This window comes from Streptomyces muensis (genome assembly GCF_021474425.1).
Classification (GTDB): domain Bacteria; phylum Actinomycetota; class Actinomycetes; order Streptomycetales; family Streptomycetaceae; genus Streptomyces; species Streptomyces muensis.
Window position 1 is genome coordinate 1 of sequence record NZ_JAKEIP010000069.1, and the last position, 25,083, is coordinate 25,083.

The window sequence follows — 25,083 nt, forward strand, 5'->3', positions numbered from 1 at the left end:
GAGCAGCGCCGCGTGCGAGGCGGCACCGTCCCCGAAGGCACTGCGGCCGGTCGCGGCGCAGGCCCGCACCGCGCCCAGCGAGAACCCGCCCCCGGCCGGCCCGCCCCGGGCGCGATACCGGCCGACCCCGACGACAACGTGGTCGCGGTCTTCAGCAGCGCCGTCCGCAAGGGCCGCTGGCGCGCGGGCCGCCGTATCCACGCGTACGCGATCTTCGGCAGCGTGGAGATAGACCTCAGCGAGGCCCTCTTCGAGTACCAGCAGGTCGTGATCCGGGCGATCTCGGTCTTCGGCAACGTCGAGGTCCGTGTCCCGGAGAACGTCTCGCTGCGCGGCGCCGGCGGCGGCGTGCTCGGCAACTTCGAGGTGGACCACCTCGACGCGGAGGACCCGCAGGCACCGGTCGTCCATGTCGACGGCTGGGCGGTGCTGGGCAACATCGAGGGCCGGCCGAAGCGGGGGAAGGTCGTCGCCGACATCCTCGACCGTGTTCAGCGCAAGGTCGACAAGAGTTTGCGCAAGCATCTGGACCGTTGACGGTTGTGAATCGGACCGGCTCCCACCGCACCTTTCGGCCGTTGCGGACGCCCCGGACAAGCGTGCCGAACCCCCTGAGATCCAGCGGTTCGGAACTCCCTGCATAGGCGCGCGCACAGCGGGTAGACCTTGCTGCATCGTCTCTCGCTCGCGAAGCCGTCGTCAGGAGTAGACCGTGCTGCAACCGCCGCATTCGTCCCTGCAGGTAGCTGCCGTTCCGGCCCAGCGGGTGCCAGTGCGAGACAGGGACCAAGACGCCCCATGGCACACGGAAGCCGTGTGCCGCCGCGACGAGGCCGGCCTGTTCTTCGCGCCTTCGAAAGAGCCCACCGCGGCCCGACTCTCCCGCGAGGAGGCGGCCAAGCGGGTCTGTGCCCGCTGCCCCGTCATGGTCGAGTGCCGCGAACACGCCCTCCTTCAACCCGAGCCCTACGGCGTCTGGGGCGGCCTGACCGCGGCGGAACGCCGAGTGGTCCTGGCCAGGCGCCGCCGGCGCGAGATGGAACTGAAGAAGGCGGCGCGGGCGACGACGGACCGCATAGCGCAGGCGGGATAACGAGCAGGCAATTGGGCGCCCCCTCCGCACCGGGGGCGCCCAACGCGTTACACCGCAGCCGCCGACGATCCACAGCCCCGGCTACTGGGCGAACTCTCTACTTCGCGCGGTCGAAATCAATCGCGCTGTACGCCCGCAGCTTGCTCAGCCGGTGCTCGGAGTCGATCCTCCGCACCGTCCCCGACTTCGACCGCATCACGATCGAGTCGGTCGTGGCGTTCTCCGACCGGTAGCGCACGCCTCGCAGCAGCTCCCCGTCGGTGATGCCGGTCGCGACGAAGAACACGTTGTCCCCGGCGACCAGGTCGTCCGTCAGCAGCACCCGGTCCAGGTCGTGGCCGGCGTCGATGGCCCGCTGCCGCTCCTCGTCGTCCTTCGGCCACAGCTTGCCCTGGATCGTGCCGCCCAGGCACTTCACCGCACAGGCCGAGATGATCCCCTCCGGCGTACCGCCGATGCCGAGCAGCATGTCGACGCCGGTGCCCTCGCGCAGGGCGTAGATCGACCCCGCGACATCGCCGTCGGAGATCAGCTTGATGCGCGCACCCGCGTCCCGGATCTCCTTGATGATGCCCTCGTGCCGGGGTCGGTCGAGGATGACGACGGTGACGTCCTCGGGCGTGGACCGCTTCGCCTTGGCGACCCGGCGGATGTTCACGGACACGGGCGCGTCGATGTCGACGAAGTCGGCGGCCTCGGGGCCGGTGACCAGCTTGTCCATGTAGAAGACGGCGGACGGGTCGAACATGGACCCGCGGTCCGCGGCGGCGAGCACGGAGATCGCGTTGGGCATGCCCTTCGCGGTCAGCGTGGTCCCGTCGATCGGGTCGACGGCGATGTCGCACTCCGGCCCGGTCCCGTCGCCGACCCGCTCCCCGTTGAAGAGCATCGGCGCTTCGTCCTTCTCGCCCTCACCGATGACGACGACGCCGTTCATCGACACGGTGTGGACGAGGGTCCGCATGGCGCGCACCGCGGCACCGTCGGCGCCGTTCTTGTCGCCGCGCCCGACCCAGCGGCCCGCGGCCATCGCCGCCGCCTCGGTCACACGGACCAGTTCCAGGGCGAGGTTGCGATCGGGGGCTTCGCTGGGTACTTCGAGCTCGGACGGCAAATGATGATGATTCTCGGTCATCGGAGCGCACCTTTCTGATACGACGACGGCCGGATGAGGGTGACCGCCCTGACTCTATCCCCGGGCGCGCAGAATGAGCAGGGGACCCCACGGATGAGCAGGCCAGGGCACCTGCGACGATAGGGGGCGTGGCAGGTTCGAACGGCAAGCAGAAGTCGGTCCGCAACATGGTCCTCTCCCTGGGAGTGACCGTGCTCGCGGCGGGCGTCATCTATCTCTTCGTCCCCCATGAGGACGGCGCCCCCGACCTCCCGCGGGTCGACTACCGCGTCGAGCTGCTCACGGCCCGCCGCGCGGCGTCGTATCCGGTGCTCGCACCCCAGGGCCTGCCCGAGACCTGGAAGCCGACGTCCGTCCGCTTCAAGGGCGACGACTTCGACGCCTGGCATCTCGGCTTCCACACCTCGGCCGGGGAGTACGTCCAGGTCGAGCAGTCGGCCGAGAAGCCGTCGACGTTCCTGGAGGAGGCCACCCAGGGCGGGCGCGCGACCGACGTCACCGAGGAGATCGGCGACCGGACGTGGACGCGCTACACCGGCGGCCGCTACGACGCGCTGGTGCACCAGGAGAAGGGCGCGACCACGGTGGTGGCGGGCACGGGGTCGTTCGAGCAGCTGACGCAGATGGCGAAGGCGCTGAAGGCGGAGTGAGCTGACGGCGGGCTGACCTGTCCGCGGATGACGAAAGGCCCTCGGCGTGCAGCCGAGGGCCTCTGTCGTGCGGGGGCGGGTCGGGTCAGACCGTGGTGATGACCTGGTCGTACTCCAGGCGCGGGGAGCGCGGGTACCAGGCGTCGGCGCCCGGCTTGCCGATGTTGACGACCATCAGCGGGGTGTGGTCGTCGTCCAGGAACTCCTTGCGGACACCCTCGAAGTCGAAGCCGGTCATCGGGCCGGCGGCAAGACCGGCGGCGCGGACGCCGACGATGAAGTACGCGGCCTGGAGGGCGGCGTTCATCCCGGCGGCGTTCTCACGGGCCGCGCGCTCGCTGAAGAAGACGTCCTTGGCCTGCGGGAACGCCGGGAACAGGGTCGGCAGCTCCTCGTGGAACTCGTTGTCCGCGGACAGGATCGCGACCAGCGGGGCGGTGGCGGTCTTGGCCTGGTTGCCCTCGGCCATGTGCTGCACCAGACGCTCACGGGCCTCGGCGGAGCGGACCAGGGTGATCCGCAGCGGGGTCTGGTTGAAGGCGGTGGGGCCGTACTTGACCAGGTCGTAGATCGCCTGGACCTGCTCCTCGGTCACCGGCTCGTCGGTGAAGGTGTTCGCGGTGCGGGCCTCGCGGAACAGCAGGTCCTGGGCGGCGGGGTCAAGAACGAGAGACATGCGTGAACCTTCTCGGGTTGTGCCTGTGCGTCGTATGGGTAAACGGACCGGGGCCCGCTTACGACACGACAGTACGCGAGACAAGTTCAAAGTTCAACAAAAGGCGGGGTGTGGTGATCTGCTTCACAGCCTGATCAGGTGTGACGACGTGTCGATCCCCAACAGCCGGCTGCGCCTCTAGGACTCGTCCCCGGCGTTCCCCTGCGCGGCCGCCTCCGCCTCGGCCTCCTCGGCGAGGGCGGCGTCCAGCCGGGCCCGGGCCCCGTCCAGCCAGCGCCGGCACACCTTGGCCAGCTCCTCGCCGCGCTCCCAGAGCGCCAGGGACTCTTCCAGCGTCGTACCGCCCGCCTCCAGCCGCCGTACGACCTCGATCAGCTCGTCCCGGGCCTGCTCGTACCCGAGTGCCTCTTCCACCTTGCTGGTCATTCGCCCACCCTATGCATCGCTTCGTGCATCGCTTCGTGCGTCGCTCTGTGCATCGACTCGTACGGAGAACTCACCCTCGGCGACGCGCGCCCGCAGCGCCTCGTCCGCCGTCACCTCGCCCGGGTCGCGGACCACGTGCCCGTCGGCCCGCTGGAGCACCGCATACCCCCGCTTCAGGGTCGCCGCGGGGGAGAGGCCCACCACGCGCGCGTGCGTGTGGGTCAGCTCGGACTCGGCGCGGTCGAGGAGGTGGCCGAGGCAGCGGCGACCGCGGTCGAGGAGCGAGGCCACGTGATCGGCGCGCTCGTCGATCATCCGGTGCGGATCCTCTATCGACGGCCGCGCGAGGGCGTGCGCGAGCCCGCGCTCCTCGCGCTCCACGAAGGCCTCCACGCACCGCCGGGCCCGGTCCCGCAGCATCCGCACCCGCTCGTACTCCTCGCCGACGTCCGGTACGACCTTCTTGGCGGCGTCGGTGGGGGTGGAGGCGCGCAGGTCGGCGACGTGGTCGAGGAGGGGGTTGTCGGGCTCGTGCCCGATCGCGGAGACGACGGGAGTACGGCAGGAGGCGACGGCCCGCACCAGCTGCTCGTCGGAGAAGGGCAGCAGGTCCTCGACGCTGCCGCCGCCGCGGGCGACGATGATCACGTCCACGGCGTCGATCTCGTCGAGCTCCTTCACCGCCTGCACGACCTGCGGCACGGCGTGCACGCCCTGCACGGGGACGTTGCGGACCTCGAAGCGGACGGCGGGCCAGCGGTGGCGGGCGTTCTCCAGGACGTCCCGCTCGGCCGCGGAGGCCCGGCCGCAGACGAGGCCGATGAGCTGCGGAAGGAAGGGCAGCGGCTTCTTCCGCTCGGGCGCGAAGAGCCCCTCGGCGGCGAGTGACTTCTTCAGCATCTCCAGCCGGGCGAGGAGCTCGCCCACGCCGACGGGCTTTATCTCGGTGGCGCGCAGGGAGAGCTGGCCGCGCGGGGCGTACCACTCGGGCTTGGCGAGGACGACGACGCGGGCGCCCTCGCTCACGACGTCGGCGACCGAGTCGAACACCTGGCGGTACGCCGTCACGCTCACGGAGATGTCGTACGACGGGTCGCGCAGCGTCAGGAACACGACGCCGGCGCCCGGGCGCCGCGACAGCTGGGTGATCTGGCCCTCGACCCACACCGCCCCGAGGCGGTCGATCCACCCCCCGATGAGCCGCGACACCTCGCCGACGGGCAGGGGCGATTCGGGAGACGTGTTCACAGCCATGCGCCGAGCGTAACGGCCACCACTGACACCCCGGGCCGTTCGTCGGCTGCGGCCCGGCGGGGGCTGGTCGCGCAGTTCCCCGCGCCCCTTCTGGGGCTCCGCCCCAGACCCCGCTCCTCAAACGCCGGAGGGGCTGGAAATCCGGGCCGGCGCGCATCTTTCAGCCCGTCCGGCGTTTGAGGACGAGGCCCGGAGGGCCGATGGCGGGGGTCTGGGGGCGGAGCCCCCAGGGATGGGACGGGTAGGGGCGGCGGGGCGAGATCATCCGCCTTTGGCGATTCATCCCGTTTTGCTGATTCTTTTCCAGCGTCGCACTCCGCCGTCATGGCTGCGCCCGGAACGTCTTGACCGGTAGGCTTTCCGTGTGATCTTCAAGCGCATCGGAAACGGCCGGCCGTACCCCGACCACGGCCGGGAAAGCACCCGGCAGTGGGCGGACGTCGCGCCGCGCCCGGTCCGCCTCGATCAGCTCGTGACGACCAAGGGTCAGCTCGATCTGGAAACGCTGCTGGCCGAGGACTCGACGTTCTACGGCGACCTCTTCGCGCACGTCGTGAAGTGGCAGGGCGACCTCTACCTGGAGGACGGCCTCCACCGCGCGGTGCGAGCGGCGCTCCAGCAGCGCCAGGTACTGCACGCGCGCGTCCTGGAACTCGACTGATCCCGGGCCGGGCCGGCCGGCCCGGCAGGCCCGGCCACCCGTCGGAGTGTCGGCAGTCGCGGTTGCCCCTTTCGGGTTGGACCGCGCGACCTCGAATGATCATCTAGTAGGCATTGCCGCCCGGGCGCACTACGCTGCGCTCATGAGCATGCTGACTCCCCAGGGCATGGGCGGCCAGTACCGCATCAAGGGGAACAAATACCCACGGATGCGGTCCCGTCGACGGCGCGGCAGGCTCGTCGTCCTCGCCGTCGCCTCCGTCGCCGCGCTCGGCATGGTCGGCTGGGGCACGCTGCAGCTCATCGACGTCTTCACGGGCGGCGGCGGAAAGGCTTCGGCAGCCGGCGCGAAGTCCGACTGCGGGACCAAGGCCACCCCCTCGCCCACCGCGACCGCGGCGCTGCCCAAGCCGGGCGGCATCACCGTCAACGTCTACAACGCCACCACCCGCAGCGGCCTCGCCAAGCAGACCGCGGACGAGCTGAAGAAACGCGGCTTCAAGATCGGTGACGTGGGCAACGCCACCAAGGAGTTCGACAAGAAGGTCAAGGGCACCGCCCTGCTGCTGGGCCCGGCGACCTCCCTGAACACCTCGCTGCCGGTCCTCGCCACCCAGCTCACGACACCGGAGCGCCGCACCGACGCCGCCCGCAAGAACGCGACCGTCGACCTGATCATCGGCGACAGGTTCAAGGAACTGACCAAGAAGCCGGACGCCGACCGGGCCTTGGCCGCCCTGGCCAAGCCGAAGCCGACGCCCACCGGCGAGAAGGCCTGCTGAAACGCCCCTTAAGGGGCGCGGGGAACTGCGCGAGCAACCACGACGCAGGGACAGCCGCCAAACAACCGCACCCCTACGGCGACAAGGCGAACGAACCCGCCCTACTCGGCGGCCCCGTAAAGACGATCCCCCGCGTCCCCCAGCCCGGGAACGATGTACCCGTGCTCGTTCAGATGGTCGTCCACCGCGGCCGTCACCACCGTCACCGGCGTCCCCGCCAGCTCCCGCTCCATCAGCTCGACACCCTCGGGCGCGGCCAGCAGCACCACGGCCGTCACATCGTCCGCGCCGCGCTTGATGAGCTCCTGGATCGCCGCGACCAGCGTGCCGCCCGTGGCGAGCATCGGGTCCAGGACGTACACCTGACGCCCGGAGAGGTCCTCCGGCATGCGCGTGGCGTACGTGGAGGCCTCCAGCGTCTCCTCGTTGCGGATCATGCCCAGGAAGCCCACCTCGGCCGTCGGCAGCAGCCGGACCATGCCGTCCAGCATGCCGAGGCCGGCCCGCAGGATCGGCACCACGAGGGGGCGCGGGTAGGAGAGCTTGACGCCGGTGGTGTCGGTGACCGGGGTCGTGATGTCGACCGCTTCGGTGCGCACGTCCCGCGTGGCCTCGTAGGCGAGCAGGGTGACCAGCTCGTCGGCCAGCCGACGGAAGGTCGCGGAGTCGGTGCGCTGGTCGCGCAGCGTGGTGAGCTTGTGGGCGACCAGGGGGTGGTCGACGACGTGGAGACGCATGTCCACAACAGTAACCGGGCGGAATGGGCCCAGCGCCCTCACACGCGGCAAGCCCTTGGCCATCACTTCACCCTCGCCCTGGCATCAAACCGCCCATCAGGGGGAATGTGGGAGGGACATACCGGGGGTGGTGTGCCCATGCCTGATCGTGAGTTCCCAGCGGACACCGCGCAGGAGGAGGCGGACGCCGCGCGCCGTCGGCGCCGCGCCCAGTTCCTGCGGGAACTCGCCGAGGCCCGCGCCCTGCGGGACCGCGTCCAGCCACGCCGCGCCAAGGCGGCCCGGCTGCGCCACGCCCTGCGCATGCGAACGTTCCGCTGGTAGGCCGGGTCGCAAAGTCCCGGGAAAGATCCCCGCCCTTCGGGGCGGTCGGAACCGTCGGCGTGCGTGGACAGCCACGAAAGCCGCGTACGATCCGCACGTGGCGGCAACGAGTGCGCTGGTGAGTCCTTCACGGACGTGCTCGCGGACCCCCTCGGGCCAACGCGATCAAAACTGCCGGACACAGGGAGCCGAAGACGTCCCCTGAACGCCTTGTTTCTGCCACGATTCCGAGTGGGTGGGCTCGGAGCACAGCTCTCCCCGCCCCCAACCTCCGCCGGGGGGACCCCCAACCGGCACGCCTAAGACCAGTGGGAGAGTCACGGTGTACTTCGCCGCACTGCTCGCGCGCACCGAAGACGGGTGGGAAGCGAGCGACACAGAGCTCGACGATGTGGAGACCCTGTCGGACCTGGCCGACCTGGCCCGTGAAGCCTCGCCCGAGGACGACACGGTGCTCGTGCTCATCGAGCAGGAGGACGCCTGGTTCGGGGTCGTCCGGATCGACGGCGAGGACGACCCTCGCATCTACGTCTCGGACGCCGCCGCCGCTGCCCGCAGCAGCTACGGGGAGATCCTGCTCACCGACGAGCTGCTCGGAAGGGAGCCCGGCGACGACAGCGCCGACCTGGACTCCCTGGACCTCGACGGCACGGAGGAGCCCGACGGCGACTCCGACGACGACGAGGACGGCGGCTCCGCGGAAGCCGTTCCGCACAGCCCCGTCGGCGATACCGAGATCCTCGACGACCTCGGCGTCAGCGAGAAGGAGCTGAAGGCCCTGGACGCCGAGGACGCGCTCGGTGCCATCGCCGAGGCGCTGGGCGCCTCGGAGGTGCTGGAGACCGTCCGCTGACCTCGTCCGACCAGGGGCCGGCGCCCGAGGAGGCGCCGGACCCCGTACGCGACCGCTGGCGGGCCGCGATGCGGCTCGCCCTGGACCAGGCCGAACTGGCCGTCCGGGGCGGCGACGTCCCCGTCGGCGCCGTCGTGCTGTCCGCCGACGGCACGACCGTGCTCGGCGTCGGCCACAACGAGCGCGAGGCGACCGGCGATCCGACCGCGCACGCCGAGGTGCTGGCCATCCGGCGGGCGGCGGCGAAGGTCGGCCAGTGGCGGCTGTCCGGCTGCACGCTCGTCGTCACGCTGGAGCCCTGCACCATGTGCGCGGGCGCGCTCGTGCAGTCCCGGGTGGACCGGGTCGTCTACGGCGCCCGGGACGAGAAGGCCGGCGCGGCGGGCTCCCTCTGGGACGTCGTACGCGACCGGCGGCTCAACCACCGGCCCGAGGTGATCGAGGGCGTGCTCGCCGCGGACTGCGCCCGGATTCTCACCGAGTTCTTCCGGGAACGGTGAGCCGGGGGCCGACCGGGAACGGTGGGCCGAGCCCGGCGAATACCGATTTCAGAGCATGGCCCGGCGTGCTGTAAGGTCTCCCTCGGTAGCGTGTCCGAGCGGCCGAAGGAGCTCGCCTCGAAAGCGAGTGTGGCGCAAGTCACCGAGGGTTCAAATCCCTCCGCTACCGCTCTCCCGAAGGGCCCCGTCGAAAGACGGGGCCCTTCGTGCGATCATGTGCGCTCGTTGGGGCAAATGTGACTGGGGAGGCCGCCGTGGCGGTGAATTCGAAGAAGGCCGCCGTCTATGTCGTCGTGGTCTTCGTGCTCTATGTGATCATCACGGACCCGGAGAAGGCGGGGGACTACGTGACGGTAGGGTTCGAGGGCATATCGGACGCTGCCAAGGCCATCGGCGACTTCATGACGTGGATCGCCAGCGGAGGCGACAGCTAGGGAGTACGCACACATGATCCGCCACCTGGTCCTCTTCAAGCTCAACGAGGGCGTCGAGCGCGACGACCCGCGGGTCGTGGAGGGCGTCGAGGCATTCCGGTCACTGGAGGGCAAGATCCCCGAACTCCGGCACTGGGAGCTCGGCTGGAACATCAGCGACCGCCCCATCGCCTACGACTTCGCGATCAACTCCGCCTTCGAGGACACGGCGGCCCTGCGGACGTACGTGGAACACCCCGAGCACCAGGCGGGCGTCACACTGTGGCGGGAGTTCGCCACCTGGGTGATCGCCGACTACGAATTCTGAGCCCCGGCTCCCCGGATCCATCCGGAACCCCCAGAGCCCTCCGCCGGAACGGCGGGGGCTTTCGCGTGTCTTACGCATCGATCCATTCCCAACACGGGATTATGCGGTACTTGAACACAATGAACTGTCTTGTGATGCTATGACCGCTTTTGACGGATGAGTTGATGGATCACGAGGTGGAGTTGACCGTGCCGGCCAGTACTGCGCCTCAAGCCCCGACCCACGCACCCCAGGAGGACATTCCCGCGTCCCCGCCGCCCCGCAGCCGTGGCGCGGACACCCGGGCCCTGACCCAGGTGCTCTTCGGGGAGCTCAAGGAGTTGAAGCCGGGCACGCCGGAGCACAACCGCGTGCGCGGGGCGCTCATCGAGGCGAACCTCCCGCTCGTGCGCTACGCGGCCGCCCGTTTCCGCTCCCGCAACGAGCCCATGGAGGACGTGATCCAGGTCGGCACCATCGGGCTCATCAACGCCATCGACCGCTTCGACCCGGACCGGGGCGTGCAGTTCCCGACGTTCGCGATGCCGACCGTCGTCGGCGAGATCAAGCGGTACTTCCGGGACAACGTCCGCACCGTCCACGTACCGCGCCGGCTGCACGAGCTGTGGGTCCAGGTCAACAGCGCGACCGAGGACCTCACCACCTCCTTCGGGCGCACCCCCACCACTTCCGAGATCGCCGAGCGGCTGCGCATCACCGAGGACGAGGTGCTGTCCTGCATCGAGGCCGGGCGGTCGTACCACGCCACCTCGCTGGAGGCCGCGCAGGAGGGCGACGGGCTGCCCGGACTGCTGGACCGGCTCGGCTACGAGGACCCCGCCCTGGACGGCGTGGAGCACCGGGACCTCGTACGGCATCTGCTGGTGCAACTCCCCGAACGCGAGCAGAGAATCCTGCTTCTGCGCTACTACAGCAACCTCACCCAGTCGCAGATCAGTGCGGAACTCGGGGTGTCGCAGATGCACGTATCGAGGCTACTCGCGCGTAGCTTCCAGCGACTGCGTTCGGCGAACCGGATCGACGCGTAACCGTAAACAGGAGCGACCGGTCACCGTCCCGAGCGAATCGCTCATCAGGGCAGATCCCGACAGTTCTGCGCCGAAAGACCGTCAGACCCCCTTTATCCAGGGCCGATTCGAGTCTCACATGTCGACATGTCACTACAGCGTGTTGCCGACATGTGACATTCTTCGGGAAGCGCGTTTGCCGCGGCTTCGGCTCCGGTATTCAGGTGAAGGCTGGCGTTCCTCGATCGGAGCGTTCGCCACGACCGTCCCGCGACCCAAAGGGGGTGGCATGTCCGCAGACCAGGGCAGCTCGAAGGTGCTCACGCTCACAAAGAGCGAGTCCGCGCCCGACGCCGTTCTCGACGACGTCACGGCCCTGGAGGCCGTCCCGGCCCCGGCCCTCCCGACGTCGGATTCGATCGACACCCGCACCCTGTCCCGCTCCCTGTTCCTGCGGCTCGCCGCCCTGGACGAGAACAGCCCCGAGCGCGCGTACGTCCGGGACACCCTGATCGAGCTCAACCTCCCGCTGGTGCGCTACGCGGCGGCCCGCTTCCGCTCGCGCAACGAGCCGATGGAGGACATCGTCCAGGTCGGCACCATCGGCCTGATCAAGGCGATCGACCGCTTCGACTGCGAACGGGGCGTGGAGTTCCCGACGTTCGCGATGCCGACGGTCGTGGGCGAGATCAAGCGGTTCTTCCGCGACACGTCCTGGTCGGTGCGCGTCCCGCGCCGGCTCCAGGAGCTTCGGCTGGCCCTCACCAAGGCCAGCGACGAGCTCTCGCAGAAACTGGACCGCTCCCCGACGGTCACCGAACTGGCCACCGTGCTGGGCGTGTCCGAGGAGGACGTCGTCGACGGCCTCGCGGTCGGCAACGCCTACACCGCCTCCTCGCTGGACTCCCCCGCCCCGGAGGACGACGGCGGCGAGGGCTCCCTGGCCGACCGGCTCGGCTACGAGGACACCGCGCTGGAGGGCGTCGAGTACCGCGAGTCCCTCAAGCCGCTGCTGGCCAAACTCCCGCCCCGCGAGCGGCGGATCATCATGCTGCGCTTCTTCGCCAACATGACCCAGTCGCAGATCGGCGAGGAGGTCGGCATCTCCCAGATGCACGTCTCCCGGCTGCTGACCCGGACCCTGGCGCAGCTGCGCGAAGGCCTCATCTCCGACTGATCCCTTCCGCTCCCTTCATATTTGACGGAGTGTCAGCCACCATGGCCGGATGCTTCGTCGGACATGGACGACCTCGACACACGGCCGTCGGTGCGCCCTGATCGGCGCGTCGACGGCCGTCGTCTGCCTGGGCGGGGTACTGGCCGCGTGCGGTGGCGGCGGGAGCGGTGACGGGTACGTCGCGACGGGGGCGGCGGGTGGCCCGCCGAGGGTGTCCGGTACGGCTGCGGCGCCGACCGGCGAGGTGACGTTGGTGCCTCTGGACGAGCCGGAGAGCGGCGGCACCCGTGGCGGCGATGACGGTGACGGCGCGAGCGACTCCCCGGGACGGCAGGGAAGTCAGCGGTCGGCGTCCCCCGCTTCACCCGGAGGAGGTCGCGGCCCGGCCCGACCTCCAGGCGCCTCCGATCCCGCAGCGACCGCGACCGACGCCCCACGGCCGGGAAGCCCACCCGAGCCCCCGGCCTCCTCGACGCCCTCGGCACCCTCTGGCGCCACGAGCCCCTCGGCACCCGCCTCCCCGGCGAAGCTGACCGTGAGCGACCCCGTACGAAAGCCCACGGACCAGCGCTGGTGCGAGAAGGTCACCCTCGGCTTCCACAACTCCGGTGGCACAGCCGTGCGTTCCGGCACCGTCACCTTCGGCACGCACGTCATCGGCGCGCTCGGCATCGACTGGGCGACGGTCGAGTCCACGCGGAAGCTCCCGACGCCGATCGGGGCCGGGGCACGCAAGGAGCAGACCTGGACGGTGTGCGTCGACGCCTGGCGGGTGCCGCTGGGCATGCACATCGAGACGCGGGACGTCACCGTCCGGTGGCAGTAGGGGCCGTACGGTCTACTTGAACGCCAGCCAGGCCACCGCGGCGACGACCGCCACGGCGACGACGACGCCGAGGATCAGGCCGATGCGGGGGCCGGAGGAGGCGGCGGCCTGCTGCTGACGACCGCCCTGCGGGCCCTCGTCGACGAACGCGCGGAACATCTGGGTGCTGCCTGCGGGGTCGTGGTTGCCCTGGGGGCCCTGGGTGTTAGCCATGGCCTGAGACCCTAGCGAACTCGCCCGTTCGGCCCAAGTGGGGGCTCCCGCCCTGCACAGGGGGTCACAGGACCCACCCCACCTGCACATTTACGGTCGCAATACTTGCCTTTGCCAAGTTTTTGCGGCCGTCACCCGGCCGTTTGTTTGCCTGTAGCAACCAACATCTCTATGGTTGCCCTAAGCAACAAATGACGGAGGTGTGATGGCCGAGCAGGCGCAGTACGAAGAGCTGGTACGCCAGTTCAGTGCCTTCGGCGCCGTGAAACGGGAGATCGGAAGGACACTGCCGTCCAACTGTCCCTCCGGTTCAGCCGCCGTACTGACGTTGCTGGACCGCTTCGGAGAGATGCGCATGAGCAAGCTCGCGGAGCTGCTCGCCGTGGACATGTCGGTCACCAGCCGCCATGTCACGCATGTCGCCGAGCGCGGCTGGATCGAGCGGTCCCCCGACCCGGCGGACAAGCGAAGCCGCATCCTCCGCCTCACCCCGGCCGGCGCGGACCGGGTGCGGGAGATGTCCCGGCGGACCACGCAGCTGCTCGCCGAGCGGCTGAGCGACTGGACCGACGACGACGTCGCCGAGCTCACCCGGCTCATGGCCCGGCTGAGGGCCAGCTTCGACGAACAGTCCCCCCGTACACCCGCGACACCCGCGATCACCCAGTAAGAGAAGGAAGCCCATGGCAACGACCACACCAGCCGGTGTGCGGGCTCACGCCAAGCACTCAGGAGGCGCCCACGCCGACGGCGCTCCGATGTCGCACCGGCAGATCATGGAAGCGCTGACCGGGCTGCTGCTCGGCATGTTCGTGGCGATCCTGTCGTCGACGATCGTCTCCAACGCCCTGCCCGACATCATCAAGGACCTCGGCGGCGGCCAGAGCGCCTACACCTGGGTGGTCACCGCGTCGCTGCTGGCGATGACCGCGTCCACCCCACTGTGGGGCAAGCTCGCCGACCTGTTCTCCAAGAAGCTGCTCATACAGCTGGCCCTGGTGATCTTCGTGGCCGGCTCCGCGCTGGCCGGCCTGTCGCAGAACGCCGGGATGCTCATCGCGTTCCGCGCGGTGCAGGGCATCGGCATGGGCGGTCTGTCCTCGCTGGCCCAGATCATCCTGGCCGCGATGATCTCCCCGCGTGAGCGCGGCCGCTACAACGGCTACCTCGGCGCCACCTTCGCCACCGCGATGGTCGGCGGCCCGCTGATCGGCGGCGTCATCACCGACACCGACTGGCTCGGCTGGCGCTGGTGCTTCTACGTCGGCGTGCCCTTCGCCGTCGTCGCCCTGATCGTGCTCCAGCGCACCCTGCACCTCCCGGTCGTCAAGCGGAAGGTCAAGGTCGACTGGGCGGGCGCCTTCTTCATCACCGCCGCGGTCTGCCTGCTGCTGGTCTGGGTGACCTTCGCCGGCGACAAGTACGACTGGCTCTCCTGGCAGACGTACGCGATGACGGGTGGCGCGCTCGCGCTGCTCCTGATCTTCATCTTCGTGGAGACGAAGGCGAGCGAGCCGATCGTCCCGCTGCGCCTGTTCCGTAACCGCACCATCACCCTCGCCTCGCTGGCCTCGCTCTTCGTCGGCATCGCGATGTTCTCGGGCACGATCTTCTTCAGCCAGTACTTCCAGCTGGCGCGGGGCGAGTCGCCGACCATGTCCGGCGTCCTGACCATCCCGATGATCGTCGGCCTGTTCGTCTCCTCGACCGTCTCCGGCCAGGTCATCACCCGCACCGGCCGCTGGAAGGCCTGGCTGCTCGCGGGCGGTGTCCTGGTGACGGCGGGCCTCGGGCTCCTCGGCACGATCCGCTACGACACCGAGTACTGGCACGTCGCGATCTACATGGCCCTGCTGGGACTCGGCGTCGGCATGATGATGCAGAACCTGGTCCTCGCCACGCAGAACCAGGTCGCCCCGACCGACCTGGGCGCCGCGAGCTCGGTCGTGAACTTCTTCCGCTCCCTCGGCGGTGCCATGGGCGTCTCGGCGCTCGGCGCGGTCCTCAGCCACCGCATCACGCACTACGCCGAGGAGGGCCTGACCAAGCTGGGCGTGCAGGGCTCCTCGGGCCACGGCGAGATCCCGGACCTCGACGCGCTGCCGGCCCCCGTCCGCACGGTCATCGAGGGCGCGTACGGCCACGGCGTCGCCGACGTCTTCCTGTACGCCGCGCCGATCGCGTTCCTCGCCCTCCTGTTCGCCCTGTTCATCAAGGAGGTCCCGTTGAAGACGAAGGGCGCCCTGGCGCAGGCCGCCGAGGGCAGCGAGGGCAGTGCGCCCGGGACGCCGGAGCCCGCCGAGGCCGCCGCGCCGGCTGCCGCGGCGGAGCGGGGGGTCCCGAGCTGGGCCGCCGCCACCTCCGACACCGAGGCCGCTCCCGACGGCACCCAGAAGCTCGCCGCCGTCGCCACGGTGGCCCGCCCCGAGGAGGCCACCGGTTCCTCCGGCGGCGTCCCGGTCCGCGGCTTCGTCCGGGGCGCCGAGAGCGCGCCGGTGCCGCGGGCGGCGGTCACGCTGATCTCGCTGGCCGGCCGGCAGCTGGGCCGCTCGGTCGCGCAGGCCGACGGTTCGTACGCGGTCGACGCGCCGGGCGCCGGATCGTACGTCCTGATCGCCTCCGCCGACGGCTTCCAGCCGCAGGCCTCCACGATCGTCGTCAGCGGTGACGAGCCGGTGGCGTACGACATCCTGCTCAGCGGCACCAGCGGACTGAGCGGTGTGGTCCGTACGGCGCAGAGCGGGCTGCCGGTCAAGGACGCGATGGTGATCGTCACCGATGTGCGCGGCGACCTGCTGGCCACGGCGGCCACCGGGGAGCAGGGCGAGTTCGGCTTCGCCGAGCTGGTGCCGGGTGCCGTGACCGTCGCGGTGAACGCCGCCGGCTACCGGCCGCGCGCCCTGCCCGTCGAGATCGGCGGCACCGGTGTCACCCGGATCGAGGTCGACCTGGAGGCGGGCGCCCAGGTCCAGGGCGTCGTACGGGCGCCGCACGGCCCGCTGGCCGACGCGCGCGTGACGCTGGTCGACGCGGCCGGCAACGTCGTGGGCACGGCGACGACCGGGACGGACGGGGCGTACGCCTTCACCGACCTGGACGGCGGCGAGTACACGGTCATCGCGACCGGCTACCCGCCGGTGGCGACGGCGCTGACGGTGACGGGCCGCGGCGCGGACGACCACGACATCGAGCTCGCCCACCCGGGCGAGTAGCACAACCCCGGCCCGTGGTGGGCGGCACGCTCTGAGCGGAGGTGTGTCCGCCCGCCACGGGCCGGCTTCTTTACAGCCAATTTGTAAGTTTTTGCAGGGAGTTGGACGGGATGGGACTGACGGGACTGACCGCGAGGATCCGTACCCGGGACGGATGGGCCGTGTCGCACGCGGTCGTCACGGTGACCGACATGACCGGCACCCAGGTGCTGCGGGCGGAGGCGGACGCGGAGGGGGCCGTACGGGATGTGAATCCCCTGGCCCCGGGGGCGTACACCGTCATCGTCACCGCCGTCGGCTACGCGCCCGCCGCCGCGAGCGCGATCGTCACGGCGAGCGGACGGGCCGAGGTCGGCACGGTGACGCTGGCCCGGCAGGGCGGCACGGAGCTGCCGCCGCCCGGACCGTGGACCATCGACCCGGCGCACTCCAGCGTGGCCGCCGTCGCCCAGCACCTGGGGATCTCCAGTGTTCGGGGCCGTTTCACGCACTTCGCCGGCGCCGTCGAGATCGCGCCGGACGATGTCACCAAGTCCCGCGTGCAGGCGGTGATCCGGGCCGACTCGATCGACACGGGCAACGACATGCGCGACGGCCATCTGAAGTCGCCGGACTTCCTGGACGTGGAGCGGTTCCCCGAGATCACCTACCGCTCGACGGGCGTCACCGCGGCCACGGGCTCCGACCGCTGGACGGTCCACGGCGAGCTGGGCATGCACGGTGTCGTACGGCCCGTGGACCTCGACCTCGCCTACCTCGGCACCGGAGCCGACCCGTGGGGCGGGACCCGGGCGGCGTTCCGGGCGACGACCGAGCTGCATCGGGACGACTTCGCCATGTCGTACAACCAGGTCGTCCAGGCGGGTATCGCGGCTATCGGGACGACGCTGAAGGTGGAACTGGACATCCAGACGGTGCAGGGGGAGCAACTGCCGCAGGCGTGAGGCGGCCAGAAGCCCCCGTGCTGCCGCCCTCTGCTTCCTGTGCTTCCTCTGCTTCCTGTGCTTCCTGACGGCCCGGTCCGGCCGCGTAGGCCAGCGGAGGTGCGATGGCCTGTACGTCCGCGCCCTCACCGACCCACAACCCGATGAACAGCGCGGCGGTGGCCTCCAGGAGTTCCGCGCGTTCCAGACCGCCGGCGGCCACGGGCTCGCAGCCCACGTCCCGCACCAGCTCGCCCACTCGGGCGAGGGCCGTCGCGTCGTCCCCGCAGACCGGCACGGCCAGCGGTCGCCCGTCGAAGACCGGCGGCCGCATGCGCCACACGTCCTCGTGGCAGAGGTTGAAGGCCTTGACCACATGGGCTCCCGGTGCCGCCACGGCCAGTTGCCGCGCGGCCGAGGGGCCTCCCTTCGTCAGCAGCCGGAAGCCCGGCCCGACCGGGTTGGAGCAGTCGAGCAGCACCTTGCCGTCCAGGGCTGCGCGCAGCTCCCCTGCCACGTCCGCTCCCGCCCCGAAGGGCAGCGCGGCCAGCACCACCTCCCGAGCGGACTCGGCCGCCGCGCGCAGACCGGCAGGCCTCGCCCCGCCTCCGACGCGCGCCGCGAGCCGCTCCGCCTTCCGTACGTCCCGTCCTCCGATGATCACCTCGTGCCCGGCCCGCACCCAGTGGGTGGCGAGCGCGTCGGCCATGTTGCCCGTTCCCAGAACACCGATGCGCATCACGCGTCCCCTCTCCGTACCCGCTTCGACCGTTCACACCGACGCTAGAAGGCCGTTCAGGCACCATTTGGTACGTGACCACCGACGCCTTCCTCGCCGACTGCCGCGCCCGCCTCGCCTTCGACCTGCTCTCCAACACCTGGAACGCCGTGGTGCTCTGGGCCCTGCGCGACGGCCCGAGGCGCCCGGTCGAACTGCGGCAGCGGATCGGGGGCATCAGCTCCAAGGTCCTCACCGAGACCCTGCGGCGGCTGCAGTTCAACGGACTCGTCGAGCGGCGGACACACGCCGACACACCGTCACGCGCCGAGTACCGGCTCACCGCACTGGGCCGGACCTTGCTCGGCCCCATCGACACCGTCGGCGCCTGGGCCTTCGAGTACGGCGACGAGGTCATGGCCGCCCAGGAAGCCGCGTCCGAGCGGGACGCCCCTCAGGCCGAGCCGGGCTCCCTGCCCCTAGGCTGAGTTCATGGCACCGAACATCGCTACGAACACCCGTGTATCGCTCGAAGAGCTGCTGGACTTCGTACGGCCCCGTCATCGCGCCCTGCTGCTGACCCGGCGTGCCGACGGCAGCCCGCAGGCCTCGCCGTTGACCTGCGGCGTCGACGACTCGGGGCGGATCGTGGTCTCCACCTATCCCGAACGGGCCAAGACCCGGAACGCCAAGCGGGATCCCCGGGTGAGCGTCCTGGTCCTCAGCGACGACTGGAACGGACCGTGGGTGCAGATCGACGGTTCCGCCGAGGTGATCGACTCACCGGATTCCGTGGAGCCGCTCGTGGAGTACTTCCGGAACATCTCGGGGGAGCATCCGGACTGGGACGAGTACCGGGAGGCGATGGTGAAGCAGGGGAAGTCGATTATTCGGGTCACGCCGGAGAAGTGGGGGCCGGTGGCGACGGGTGGGTTTCCGGCGCGGCTTGCTCCGCAAGGGTGAGCCGGTTCGCCTAGGAGCTCGGGGTGTGCGGATCCTGCGCGGCTGCTGGTTCGTTGTGGCTGGTCGCGCCCACGCGGCGGAGCCGCATATAGATACAGCCCCGCGCCCCTAGGGGCGTTGCTCGCGCCCCCTCTTTTCAACCATCGCCTCAATGCCCGCCACCAGCAGGTCCAGGGCGAACTCGAAGTCCCTCTCCCACATTTCCTCGACCGTGTTGCCGCCCCTGGCCGCCATCAGTTCCGCGGAGTCCTGGACGATGTCGGCCGTGTCGGGGGCCTGGGTGACCGTGGTCATGGCGTGTTGGAAGTAGTCGTCCGGGGTCATTCCGAAGGCGGCGCTGCGGGTGATGAAGTGGCCCTCCATCGTGCCGAAGCCGTAGACGAACTGGAAGACGGCGGAGATGGCGGCCACCAGGCCGTGTGCGGGGAGGCCGGTCCTGCGGATGACGCGCTGGACGAGGCGGGAGAACTCGAGGCTGTTGGGTCCGATGTTGACGTAGGTGCCGATCAGCGGCGACAGCCACGGGTGGCGGACCAGGAGGTCACGGTATCCGCGGGCCAGTCCGCGCAGTTGGTCGCGCCAGTCCTCGTCCGTCTCCGGGTCGGGCAGCGTCAGTTCGCCGAACGCGGCGTCCAGGGCGAGTTCGAGGAGGTCGTCCTTGGTGTCGACGTACCAGTACACGGACATCGCGGTCACGTTCAGCTCGGCGGCGAGCCTGCGCATGGAGAACTTGGCCAGCCCTTCGGCGTCCAGCAGCCGGACGGTGGCCGCCGTGATCCGTTCCCGGTCGAGCCCGGAGGGCTGACTGCCGCCGCGTCCGCCACGCCGCTCCTTGCCCTCCAGCCAGACACTGGTCCGCGCGACCTGCCGACCCGCCCTAGCCATGGCGCACCTTCCTAGACTCCATCAACTGATCAAGATGCTAGGCGGCAACGCCCCCCGAAGGGGCGCGAGGAACTGCGCGACCAGCCACGGTGGACCCGCAGCCGCCCAACAACCGTACGACCCGAGCTCTCAGGCGACATCTGCCCTCTCCGCCCGCCGCAACAACGCACCGGCGACCAATCCTCCCAGCAACACAGCGAGCGCCCCCACCAGCAAACTGGTCTCCAGCCCGGAGGAGAACGCGTCCAGAATCCGCCCCTTCTCGCCCTCGCTGTCCGCCAGGGCCAACGCCCCCGGCAGGGACCCCGCCGCCACCGGAATGAGCGCCGCGAACCGAGAGTTGAGCAACGCCCCCAGCACCGCCACCCCCAACCCCGTGCCGAACTCCGCCACCGTCCCGTTGATCCCGCCGCCGACCCCCGCCTTCTCCGGCGGAATCGCGCTCATGATCGCGTGCGACATCGCCGGACTCGCCACGGCCGCGCCGGTCCCGATGAGCACCAGCCCCAGCAGCGTGCCGGTGTACCCGCCGGAGGCCACCACGGCGATGGACGCCAGGCCCGCCGCCATCACCGCCATGCCGAGCCCGATGGCGAGCGGGGTACCCAGCCGGGCCGCCCACTTCGCCGCCACACCGGTGAAGTTCAGCGCCACGATCATCAGGGCGAGCGGAGCCGTCCGCAGCCCTGCCTCCAGGGGCTCGTAGCCGAGTACGAACTGCATGTGCTGGGTGAGCAGGAAGAGCGAGCCGCCCATGCCGAAGGTGATCAGCACACCGCCCGAGACCGCGCCCGTGAACTGACGGTTCCGGAAGAAGTGCATGTCGATCATGGGGTACGGGATCCGGCTCTCCCAGTACGCGAACGCGGCCAGCACGACGACGGCCACGGCCGCCGTGACCAGGACCTGGCCGGACGTCCAGCCGTGCTCGGGCCCGGAGATGATCGCGTACACCAAGGAGGCCATGCCGATCGTGGAGAGCACGGCGCCCAGCAGGTCGGGCCGGTCGCCCTGCGGGTTCTTGGACTCGGGGACGAGCACTATGACAGCCACCAGCGCGAGCACCGCGACCGGGATGTTGATCAGGAAGATCGCGCCCCACCAGAAGTGGTCCAGCATGAACCCGCCGAGCAGCGGTCCGGTCGCGAAGCCCAGCGAGTTCACCGCGGCCCAGATGCCGATCGCCTTCGGCTGCTCCTCCGGCGTGAAGATCTGGATCGCCACCGCCAGGACGGTGGTCATCAGCAGTGCGCCGCCGACGCCCATCCCGGCCCGCGCCGCGATCAGCTGGCCGGTGGAGTCGGCGAGGCCGGCCACGAGTGAGCCCACGCCGAACAGCGCCAGCCCCGCGGCCAGCATCTTCTTACGGCCGTAGCGGTCGGCCGCGCTGCCGGCCGTGAGCAGCAGACCCGACTGCACCAGCGAATAGGCGTTGATCATCCACTGGATGTCGGAGGTGGCCGCGCCCAGCTCGCGGGTGAGCGAGGGGATGGCCACGTTCAGGACGGTGTTGTCGAGCACCACGGTGAGTACGGCGAGGCAGAGGACACCGAGGATCAGCCAGCGCTGCGGGTGGCCGCCGTCCGGCAGCGCCGGGGCCTTCGGGGCTTGGTCCTGGGGAGACGTCGTCATGTTCTACACCGTAGAGCAATCCCTATACGGTGTACAACGGAGATACGAGAAGGGGCGGTGACCCAGTCACCGCCCCTTGTCGCAGGAACCGTCAGCTGTCGCTCTTGGGCTGCGTCAGGTCGTAGAACGTCGTGCCGTCGACCGTCACCGACTCGAAGTTCTCCTGGACCCAGGAGCTGATCTGCGAGGAGGTGCCGTCGCTGCTGCCGCCCATGCCGCCGCCGCTGCCGCTCGCGATGAAGTAGTGGATCTCTCCGTCCGCCACGTACTTCTTGAACTCGGCCAGCGTCGGGGACGGGTCGGTGCCGTTGAAGCCGCCGATCGCCATCACCGGGTCGCCGGTGGAGAGCTGGTAGCTCGCGGCGTTCTGGGCGCCGATGGCGGCGGCCGCCCAGGTGTAGTCCGAGGCGTTCTTCTCCAGGAGCGCCTTGGCCTCGTCGCTGACGCTGGCGCCGTTGAGCAGACCGCCCATGCCGCCACCGCCGCCCATGCCACCGCCGTCGCCGGTCTGAGCACCGCCGGGCATGCCGCCCTGCTGGTTCTGGCCCTGCTGGTTCTGGCCCTGCTGGCCTGGCATTCCGCCGCCCGGGAAGCCGTTGCCGTTCTGCTGCCCCTGGCCCTGCTGGTTCTGCTGGCCCTGCTGGTTCTGGCCGGGCATGCCGCCCCCGCCACCGGGGCCGCCACCCCGACCGCCCGCGACCGAAGGGCCGGCCGTGACGATCGAGCCGGTGTGGCCCTCGTTCACCGTGGTGAGGGTGTACGCGGCCGGGCCGGCCAGCGCGGCGGCGAGGCCCAGGCCCACGACGCCCAGGGCCAGTCGACGGCCGAGCCTGCTCACGAAGATCAGGCCCAGCGCCGCCGCCAGACCGCCGACCAGGACGACCCACTTCAGCCAGGGCAGATAGTCGGAGGAGCGGTTGAGCAGGACGTAACCCCAGACCGCGGTGGCCGTCATCGCGGCCGCGAGGCTCAGCGACGCCCAGGCCTTGTCGCGCTTGTCCCAGAGCAGCGCCGCGCCCATGCCGATCAGCGGGGCGATGTAGGGGGCGAGGGCGACGGTGTAGTACTCGTGGAAGATGCCCTGCATATAGCTGAAGACCAGCATGGTCGTGATCAGCGCGCCGCCCCAGACGAGGAACGAACCGCGGGTCACCGACGTACGGCGGGCTTTGCGCGTGGCCCCCAGGGCCGCGATCAGCAGGATCAGCGCGGCCGGGATCAGCCAGGAGATCTGGCCGCCGATGGAGGAGCCGAACAGCCGGTCCCAGCCGGTCTCGCCCCAGTTGCCGCCGCCGTTTCCGCCACCGCCGCCACCGCCGACGCTGCCGGTCTCCTCGCCGTTGAGCCGGCCGAGGCCGTTGTAGCCGAACGTCAGTTCAAGGAAGGAGTTGTTCTGGGAGCCGCCGATGTAGGGGCGGGAGGAGGCGGGCCACAGTTCGACGATCGCGACCCACCAGCCGCCGGAGACGACGATCGCGGCGAGGCCCGCGGCCAGCTGACCGACGCGCTTCTTCACCGACACCGGCGCGCAGACCGCGTACACGACCGCGAGGGGCGGCAGGATCAGGAAGGCCTGGAGGGTCTTGGCGAGGAACGCGAAGCCGATGGCGACGCCGGCCCACACCAGCCACCTGGTACGGCCGTCCTCCAGACCCCGGATGACGAAGTAGCAGGCCACGGCCATCAGCAGGGCGAGCATCGCGTCCGGGTTGTTGAACCGGAACATCAGCGCCGCGACGGGCGTCAGGGCGAGCACCGCGCCCGAGATCAGACCGGCGGCAGGGCTGAAGCGACGACGTACGGCCGCGTAGACCACGGCCACTGTGCCGACGCCCATGAGGACCTCGGGGAGCAGGATCGCGAACGAGCTGAGGCCGAAGAGGCGGACCGACAGGGCCATCGGCCACAGGGAGGCCGGGGGCTTGTCGACGGTGATGGCGTTCGCCGCGTCCAGCGAGCCGAAGAAGAAGGCCTTCCAGGACTGGCTGCCGGCCTGGACGGCCGCCGAGTAGAAGGAGTTGGCGTAGCCGGAGGCGCTCAGGTTGTAGAGGTAGAGGAGGAGCGTGGCGAGCAGGAGGCCGAGGAAGGCCGGGCGGGCCCAGCGGGGGTCCTCGGGGCGGCCGCGCCACAGCCGCCGTACGACGGGCTGCTTGGGTTCACCGGAGTCGGGGGCCGGGGGAGGCGCCCAGGTGGCGGGGCCACCCGCGTCTCTGCCGTACGTCTCGTGGGTCTGCTGGTCGTAATGGATCGTCATCGGTAGTCCCTGGAGTCGGTGTCGTTCGGGCGCACCGGCTGCAGTTGCAGCGTGGCGTCCCGCCAAGTGCCGTCCGCGGCTTCACCGGCGCGGAACCGATCGGTGTCGTACGTGGGGTGGGGCGGGCGGAGCGGCAACGGGCCGTAGCTCGGAGGGGTGTGCGAGACGACGACCGTCGAGCCGGTGTCGTCGTGACGGTCGGGGAACACCCACGCCCGGAAGAGCAGGAAGCGCAGCACGGTCGCCGCGAGGTTGGCGGCGATGAGGACCGCGAGTTCGGTGGAGTGCGCGGGGTCGCTGCTGGCCGCGTTCAGGGCGGCGAGCGAACCGCTGGTCAGCGCGAGGCCGATGCCGAAGACGACCAGGCCCTGCGCCTGGTGCCGTACGGCGCCGCCGCGGCCGCGCACTCCGAAGGTGAGGCGCCGGTTGGCGGCCGTGTTGGCGACGGCGGAGACCAGCAGGGCGAGCGCGTTGGCGACCTGGGAGCCGGTGAAGACCCGGAAGCCGCTGTACAGCAGCAGATAGAACAGGGTGGACAGGGCGCCGACGACGCAGAAGCCGAGGAGCTGGCGGGCCAGGCCCTTGGGTACGTCCTTGATCTCGCGGTCGCGCGGGTCGTCACCGAAGGGCCGGGCGAGCCGGTCCAGCGGCAGCGAACCGGTGGCCAGGGCCCTGCCGACCCGCCACACGCCCTTGAGGTCGTCGGTCGCCGTCTTCACGATGTGGACGGTGGAGTCCGGGTCGTCGACCCAGTCGACCGGCACCTCGTGGATCCGCAGCCCGGCCCGCTCGGCGAGCACCAGCATCTCCGTGTCGAAGAACCAGCCGGTGTCCTCGACCAGCGGCAGCAGCACCTGCGCGACATCGCGCCGGATGGCCTTGAAGCCGCACTGCGCGTCCGAGAAACGGGCCTGGAGCGAGCCGCGCAGGATGAGGTTGTAGGCCCGGCTGATGAACTCCCGCTTCGGACCGCGTACGACGCGGGAGGAGCGGGCGAGCCGGGAGCCGATCGCCAGGTCGGAGTGGCCCGAGATCAGCGGGGCCACCAGCGGCAGCAGGGCGTTGAGGTCGGTGGACAGGTCCACGTCCATGTAGGCGAGGATCGGCGCGTCCGAGGCGGACCAGACGGTCCGCAGCGCCCGGCCGCGGCCCTTCTGCTCCAGCCGGAAGGACCGGACCTCAGGGAGCTCCGCCTCCAGCCGCCGCGACACCTGGGGGGTGGTGTCGGTCGACGCGTTGTCCGCGATGGTGATGCGGAACGCGTACGGGAACGTGCGCTTGAGGTGCTGGTGCAGTCTCAGCACACACGGCTGGAGGTCCTTCTCCTCGTTGTAGACGGGGATCACTACGTCCAGGACAGGCGTACCGGCGTCGCCGGCCGGGAGGTGCTCCCGCGCCGGCAGGGTGCCGGGAGAAGAGTCGGTTCGCATGGAACCGACTTT

General features: G+C 70.4%; 28 protein-coding genes, 1 tRNA gene and 1 pseudogene. 19 read left to right on the forward strand and 11 right to left on the reverse strand.

Annotation, left to right across the window (positions count from 1 at the left end; all coding sequences use genetic code 11):
* Both L0P92_RS18470 and L0P92_RS18475 read left to right on the forward strand, forming a co-directional pair.
* The coding region (locus L0P92_RS18470; protein WP_234763845.1) for a LiaF domain-containing protein at positions 1-537 on the forward strand (537 nt) is incomplete at its 5' end.
* A gap of 175 nt (positions 538-712) precedes the next feature.
* Positions 713-1,093 (forward strand): WhiB family transcriptional regulator, encoded by a 381-nt coding sequence (locus L0P92_RS18475; protein ID WP_234763846.1) that lies wholly within the window; start codon positions 713-715, stop codon positions 1,091-1,093.
* Positions 1,094-1,190: 97 nt separating this feature from the next.
* Here the strand turns inward: L0P92_RS18475 and glpX are convergent, their stop codons facing one another.
* Entirely contained in the window at positions 1,191-2,228 is a 1,038-nt protein-coding gene (gene glpX / locus L0P92_RS18480; protein WP_234763847.1) for a class II fructose-bisphosphatase, read from the reverse strand.
* 128 nt (positions 2,229-2,356) lie between these two features.
* Here glpX and L0P92_RS18485 point away from each other — a divergent pair, with 128 nt between their 5' ends.
* Positions 2,357-2,878, forward strand: coding sequence for a DUF4245 domain-containing protein (locus L0P92_RS18485; RefSeq protein ID WP_234763848.1), 522 nt, complete (start codon positions 2,357-2,359; stop codon positions 2,876-2,878).
* 85 nt (positions 2,879-2,963) lie between these two features.
* Here L0P92_RS18485 and L0P92_RS18490 read toward each other — a convergent pair whose 3' ends face one another.
* From L0P92_RS18490 to xseA, 3 genes are all read right to left on the reverse strand, one after another.
* Positions 2,964-3,554 (reverse strand): malonic semialdehyde reductase, encoded by a 591-nt coding sequence (locus L0P92_RS18490; RefSeq protein WP_234763849.1) that lies wholly within the window; start codon positions 3,552-3,554, stop codon positions 2,964-2,966.
* A gap of 177 nt (positions 3,555-3,731) precedes the next feature.
* Positions 3,732-3,980: an exodeoxyribonuclease VII small subunit gene (locus tag L0P92_RS18495; protein WP_234763850.1), complete on the reverse strand. Its 249-nt coding sequence runs from the start codon at positions 3,978-3,980 to the stop codon at positions 3,732-3,734.
* A 9-nt stretch (positions 3,981-3,989) separates the two neighbouring features.
* The gene (gene xseA / locus L0P92_RS18500; protein WP_234763851.1) at positions 3,990-5,234 is read right to left on the reverse strand and encodes an exodeoxyribonuclease VII large subunit; all 1,245 of its coding nucleotides are present in this window, start codon (positions 5,232-5,234) and stop codon (positions 3,990-3,992) included.
* Between the two features lie 364 nt (positions 5,235-5,598).
* On the opposite strand from xseA, the gene L0P92_RS18505 reads away from it, so the two are divergent.
* Both L0P92_RS18505 and L0P92_RS18510 read left to right on the forward strand, forming a co-directional pair.
* Positions 5,599-5,895, forward strand: a complete 297-nt coding sequence (locus L0P92_RS18505) for a type II toxin-antitoxin system VapB family antitoxin (protein ID WP_003999914.1) — start codon at positions 5,599-5,601, stop codon at positions 5,893-5,895.
* A 142-nt stretch (positions 5,896-6,037) separates the two neighbouring features.
* Entirely contained in the window at positions 6,038-6,676 is a 639-nt protein-coding gene (locus tag L0P92_RS18510; protein WP_234763852.1) for a LytR C-terminal domain-containing protein, read from the forward strand.
* Between the two features lie 101 nt (positions 6,677-6,777).
* Here L0P92_RS18510 and upp read toward each other — a convergent pair whose 3' ends face one another.
* Positions 6,778-7,413, reverse strand: a complete 636-nt coding sequence (gene upp / locus L0P92_RS18515) for a uracil phosphoribosyltransferase (protein WP_234763853.1) — start codon at positions 7,411-7,413, stop codon at positions 6,778-6,780.
* 138 nt (positions 7,414-7,551) lie between these two features.
* Here upp and L0P92_RS18520 point away from each other — a divergent pair, with 138 nt between their 5' ends.
* From L0P92_RS18520 to L0P92_RS45500, 9 genes are all read left to right on the forward strand, one after another.
* Positions 7,552-7,737, forward strand: a complete 186-nt coding sequence (locus tag L0P92_RS18520) for a hypothetical protein (protein ID WP_234763854.1) — start codon at positions 7,552-7,554, stop codon at positions 7,735-7,737.
* A gap of 322 nt (positions 7,738-8,059) precedes the next feature.
* Positions 8,060-8,590 (forward strand): tRNA adenosine deaminase-associated protein, encoded by a 531-nt coding sequence (locus L0P92_RS18525; protein ID WP_234763855.1) that lies wholly within the window; start codon positions 8,060-8,062, stop codon positions 8,588-8,590.
* Positions 8,591-8,658: 68 nt separating this feature from the next.
* On the forward strand, positions 8,659-9,090 hold the full coding sequence (tadA, locus tag L0P92_RS18530) for a tRNA adenosine(34) deaminase TadA (protein ID WP_234763856.1): 432 nt from the start codon (positions 8,659-8,661) through the stop codon (positions 9,088-9,090).
* An 84-nt stretch (positions 9,091-9,174) separates the two neighbouring features.
* Positions 9,175-9,259 (forward strand) — tRNA-Ser (locus L0P92_RS18535).
* Between the two features lie 85 nt (positions 9,260-9,344).
* A complete protein-coding gene (locus L0P92_RS18540) occupies positions 9,345-9,524 on the forward strand; it encodes a hypothetical protein (RefSeq protein ID WP_234763857.1) in 180 nt (59 codons plus the stop codon).
* Between the two features lie 13 nt (positions 9,525-9,537).
* Positions 9,538-9,831, forward strand: coding sequence for a Dabb family protein (locus tag L0P92_RS18545; RefSeq protein WP_234763858.1), 294 nt, complete (start codon positions 9,538-9,540; stop codon positions 9,829-9,831).
* 164 nt (positions 9,832-9,995) lie between these two features.
* Positions 9,996-10,859, forward strand: a complete 864-nt coding sequence (locus tag L0P92_RS18550) for an RNA polymerase sigma factor SigF (protein ID WP_234763859.1) — start codon at positions 9,996-9,998, stop codon at positions 10,857-10,859.
* Between the two features lie 268 nt (positions 10,860-11,127).
* Entirely contained in the window at positions 11,128-12,015 is an 888-nt protein-coding gene (locus L0P92_RS18555) for an RNA polymerase sigma factor SigF (RefSeq protein WP_234763860.1), read from the forward strand.
* 535 nt (positions 12,016-12,550) lie between these two features.
* Complete coding sequence (locus L0P92_RS45500; protein WP_308289734.1) at positions 12,551-12,841, forward strand: hypothetical protein; 291 nt, start codon at positions 12,551-12,553, stop codon at positions 12,839-12,841.
* Between the two features lie 12 nt (positions 12,842-12,853).
* On the opposite strand, the gene L0P92_RS18565 is transcribed toward L0P92_RS45500, so the two are convergent.
* Complete coding sequence (locus L0P92_RS18565; protein ID WP_217208753.1) at positions 12,854-13,054, reverse strand: hypothetical protein; 201 nt, start codon at positions 13,052-13,054, stop codon at positions 12,854-12,856.
* Between the two features lie 205 nt (positions 13,055-13,259).
* Here L0P92_RS18565 and L0P92_RS18570 point away from each other — a divergent pair, with 205 nt between their 5' ends.
* From L0P92_RS18570 to L0P92_RS18580, 3 genes are all read left to right on the forward strand, one after another.
* A complete protein-coding gene (locus L0P92_RS18570; RefSeq protein ID WP_234763862.1) occupies positions 13,260-13,724 on the forward strand; it encodes a MarR family winged helix-turn-helix transcriptional regulator in 465 nt (154 codons plus the stop codon).
* Between the two features lie 88 nt (positions 13,725-13,812).
* A complete protein-coding gene (locus tag L0P92_RS18575; RefSeq protein ID WP_505016543.1) occupies positions 13,813-16,266 on the forward strand; it encodes an MFS transporter in 2,454 nt (817 codons plus the stop codon).
* A gap of 110 nt (positions 16,267-16,376) precedes the next feature.
* Positions 16,377-17,210 (forward strand): YceI family protein, encoded by an 834-nt coding sequence (locus tag L0P92_RS18580; RefSeq protein WP_234763864.1) that lies wholly within the window; start codon positions 16,377-16,379, stop codon positions 17,208-17,210.
* A 70-nt stretch (positions 17,211-17,280) separates the two neighbouring features.
* Here L0P92_RS18580 and L0P92_RS18585 read toward each other — a convergent pair.
* A pseudogene (locus tag L0P92_RS18585) lies at positions 17,281-17,928 on the reverse strand (NADPH-dependent F420 reductase); the annotation flags it as partial.
* A 74-nt stretch (positions 17,929-18,002) separates the two neighbouring features.
* Here L0P92_RS18585 and L0P92_RS18590 point away from each other — a divergent pair.
* Positions 18,003-18,395 carry a winged helix-turn-helix transcriptional regulator gene (locus L0P92_RS18590; protein ID WP_234763865.1) on the forward strand — a complete coding sequence of 131 codons (393 nt, stop codon included), beginning with the start codon at positions 18,003-18,005 and terminating at the stop codon, positions 18,393-18,395.
* A gap of 4 nt (positions 18,396-18,399) precedes the next feature.
* Positions 18,400-18,870, forward strand: coding sequence for a PPOX class F420-dependent oxidoreductase (locus tag L0P92_RS18595; protein WP_234763866.1), 471 nt, complete (start codon positions 18,400-18,402; stop codon positions 18,868-18,870).
* A 108-nt stretch (positions 18,871-18,978) separates the two neighbouring features.
* Here the strand turns inward: L0P92_RS18595 and L0P92_RS18600 are convergent, their stop codons facing one another.
* From L0P92_RS18600 to L0P92_RS18615, 4 genes are all read right to left on the reverse strand, one after another.
* Entirely contained in the window at positions 18,979-19,755 is a 777-nt protein-coding gene (locus tag L0P92_RS18600) for a TetR/AcrR family transcriptional regulator (RefSeq protein ID WP_234763867.1), read from the reverse strand.
* Positions 19,756-19,884: 129 nt separating this feature from the next.
* Entirely contained in the window at positions 19,885-21,387 is a 1,503-nt protein-coding gene (locus L0P92_RS18605) for an MFS transporter (RefSeq protein WP_234763868.1), read from the reverse strand.
* 91 nt (positions 21,388-21,478) lie between these two features.
* On the reverse strand, positions 21,479-23,641 hold the full coding sequence (locus tag L0P92_RS18610) for an ArnT family glycosyltransferase (RefSeq protein WP_234763869.1): 2,163 nt from the start codon (positions 23,639-23,641) through the stop codon (positions 21,479-21,481).
* Positions 23,638-25,071, reverse strand: a complete 1,434-nt coding sequence (locus L0P92_RS18615) for a bifunctional glycosyltransferase family 2/GtrA family protein (protein WP_234763870.1) — start codon at positions 25,069-25,071, stop codon at positions 23,638-23,640. Before L0P92_RS18615 ends, L0P92_RS18610 begins: the two co-directional genes overlap by 4 nt.
* Positions 25,072-25,083 lie beyond the last annotated feature (12 nt).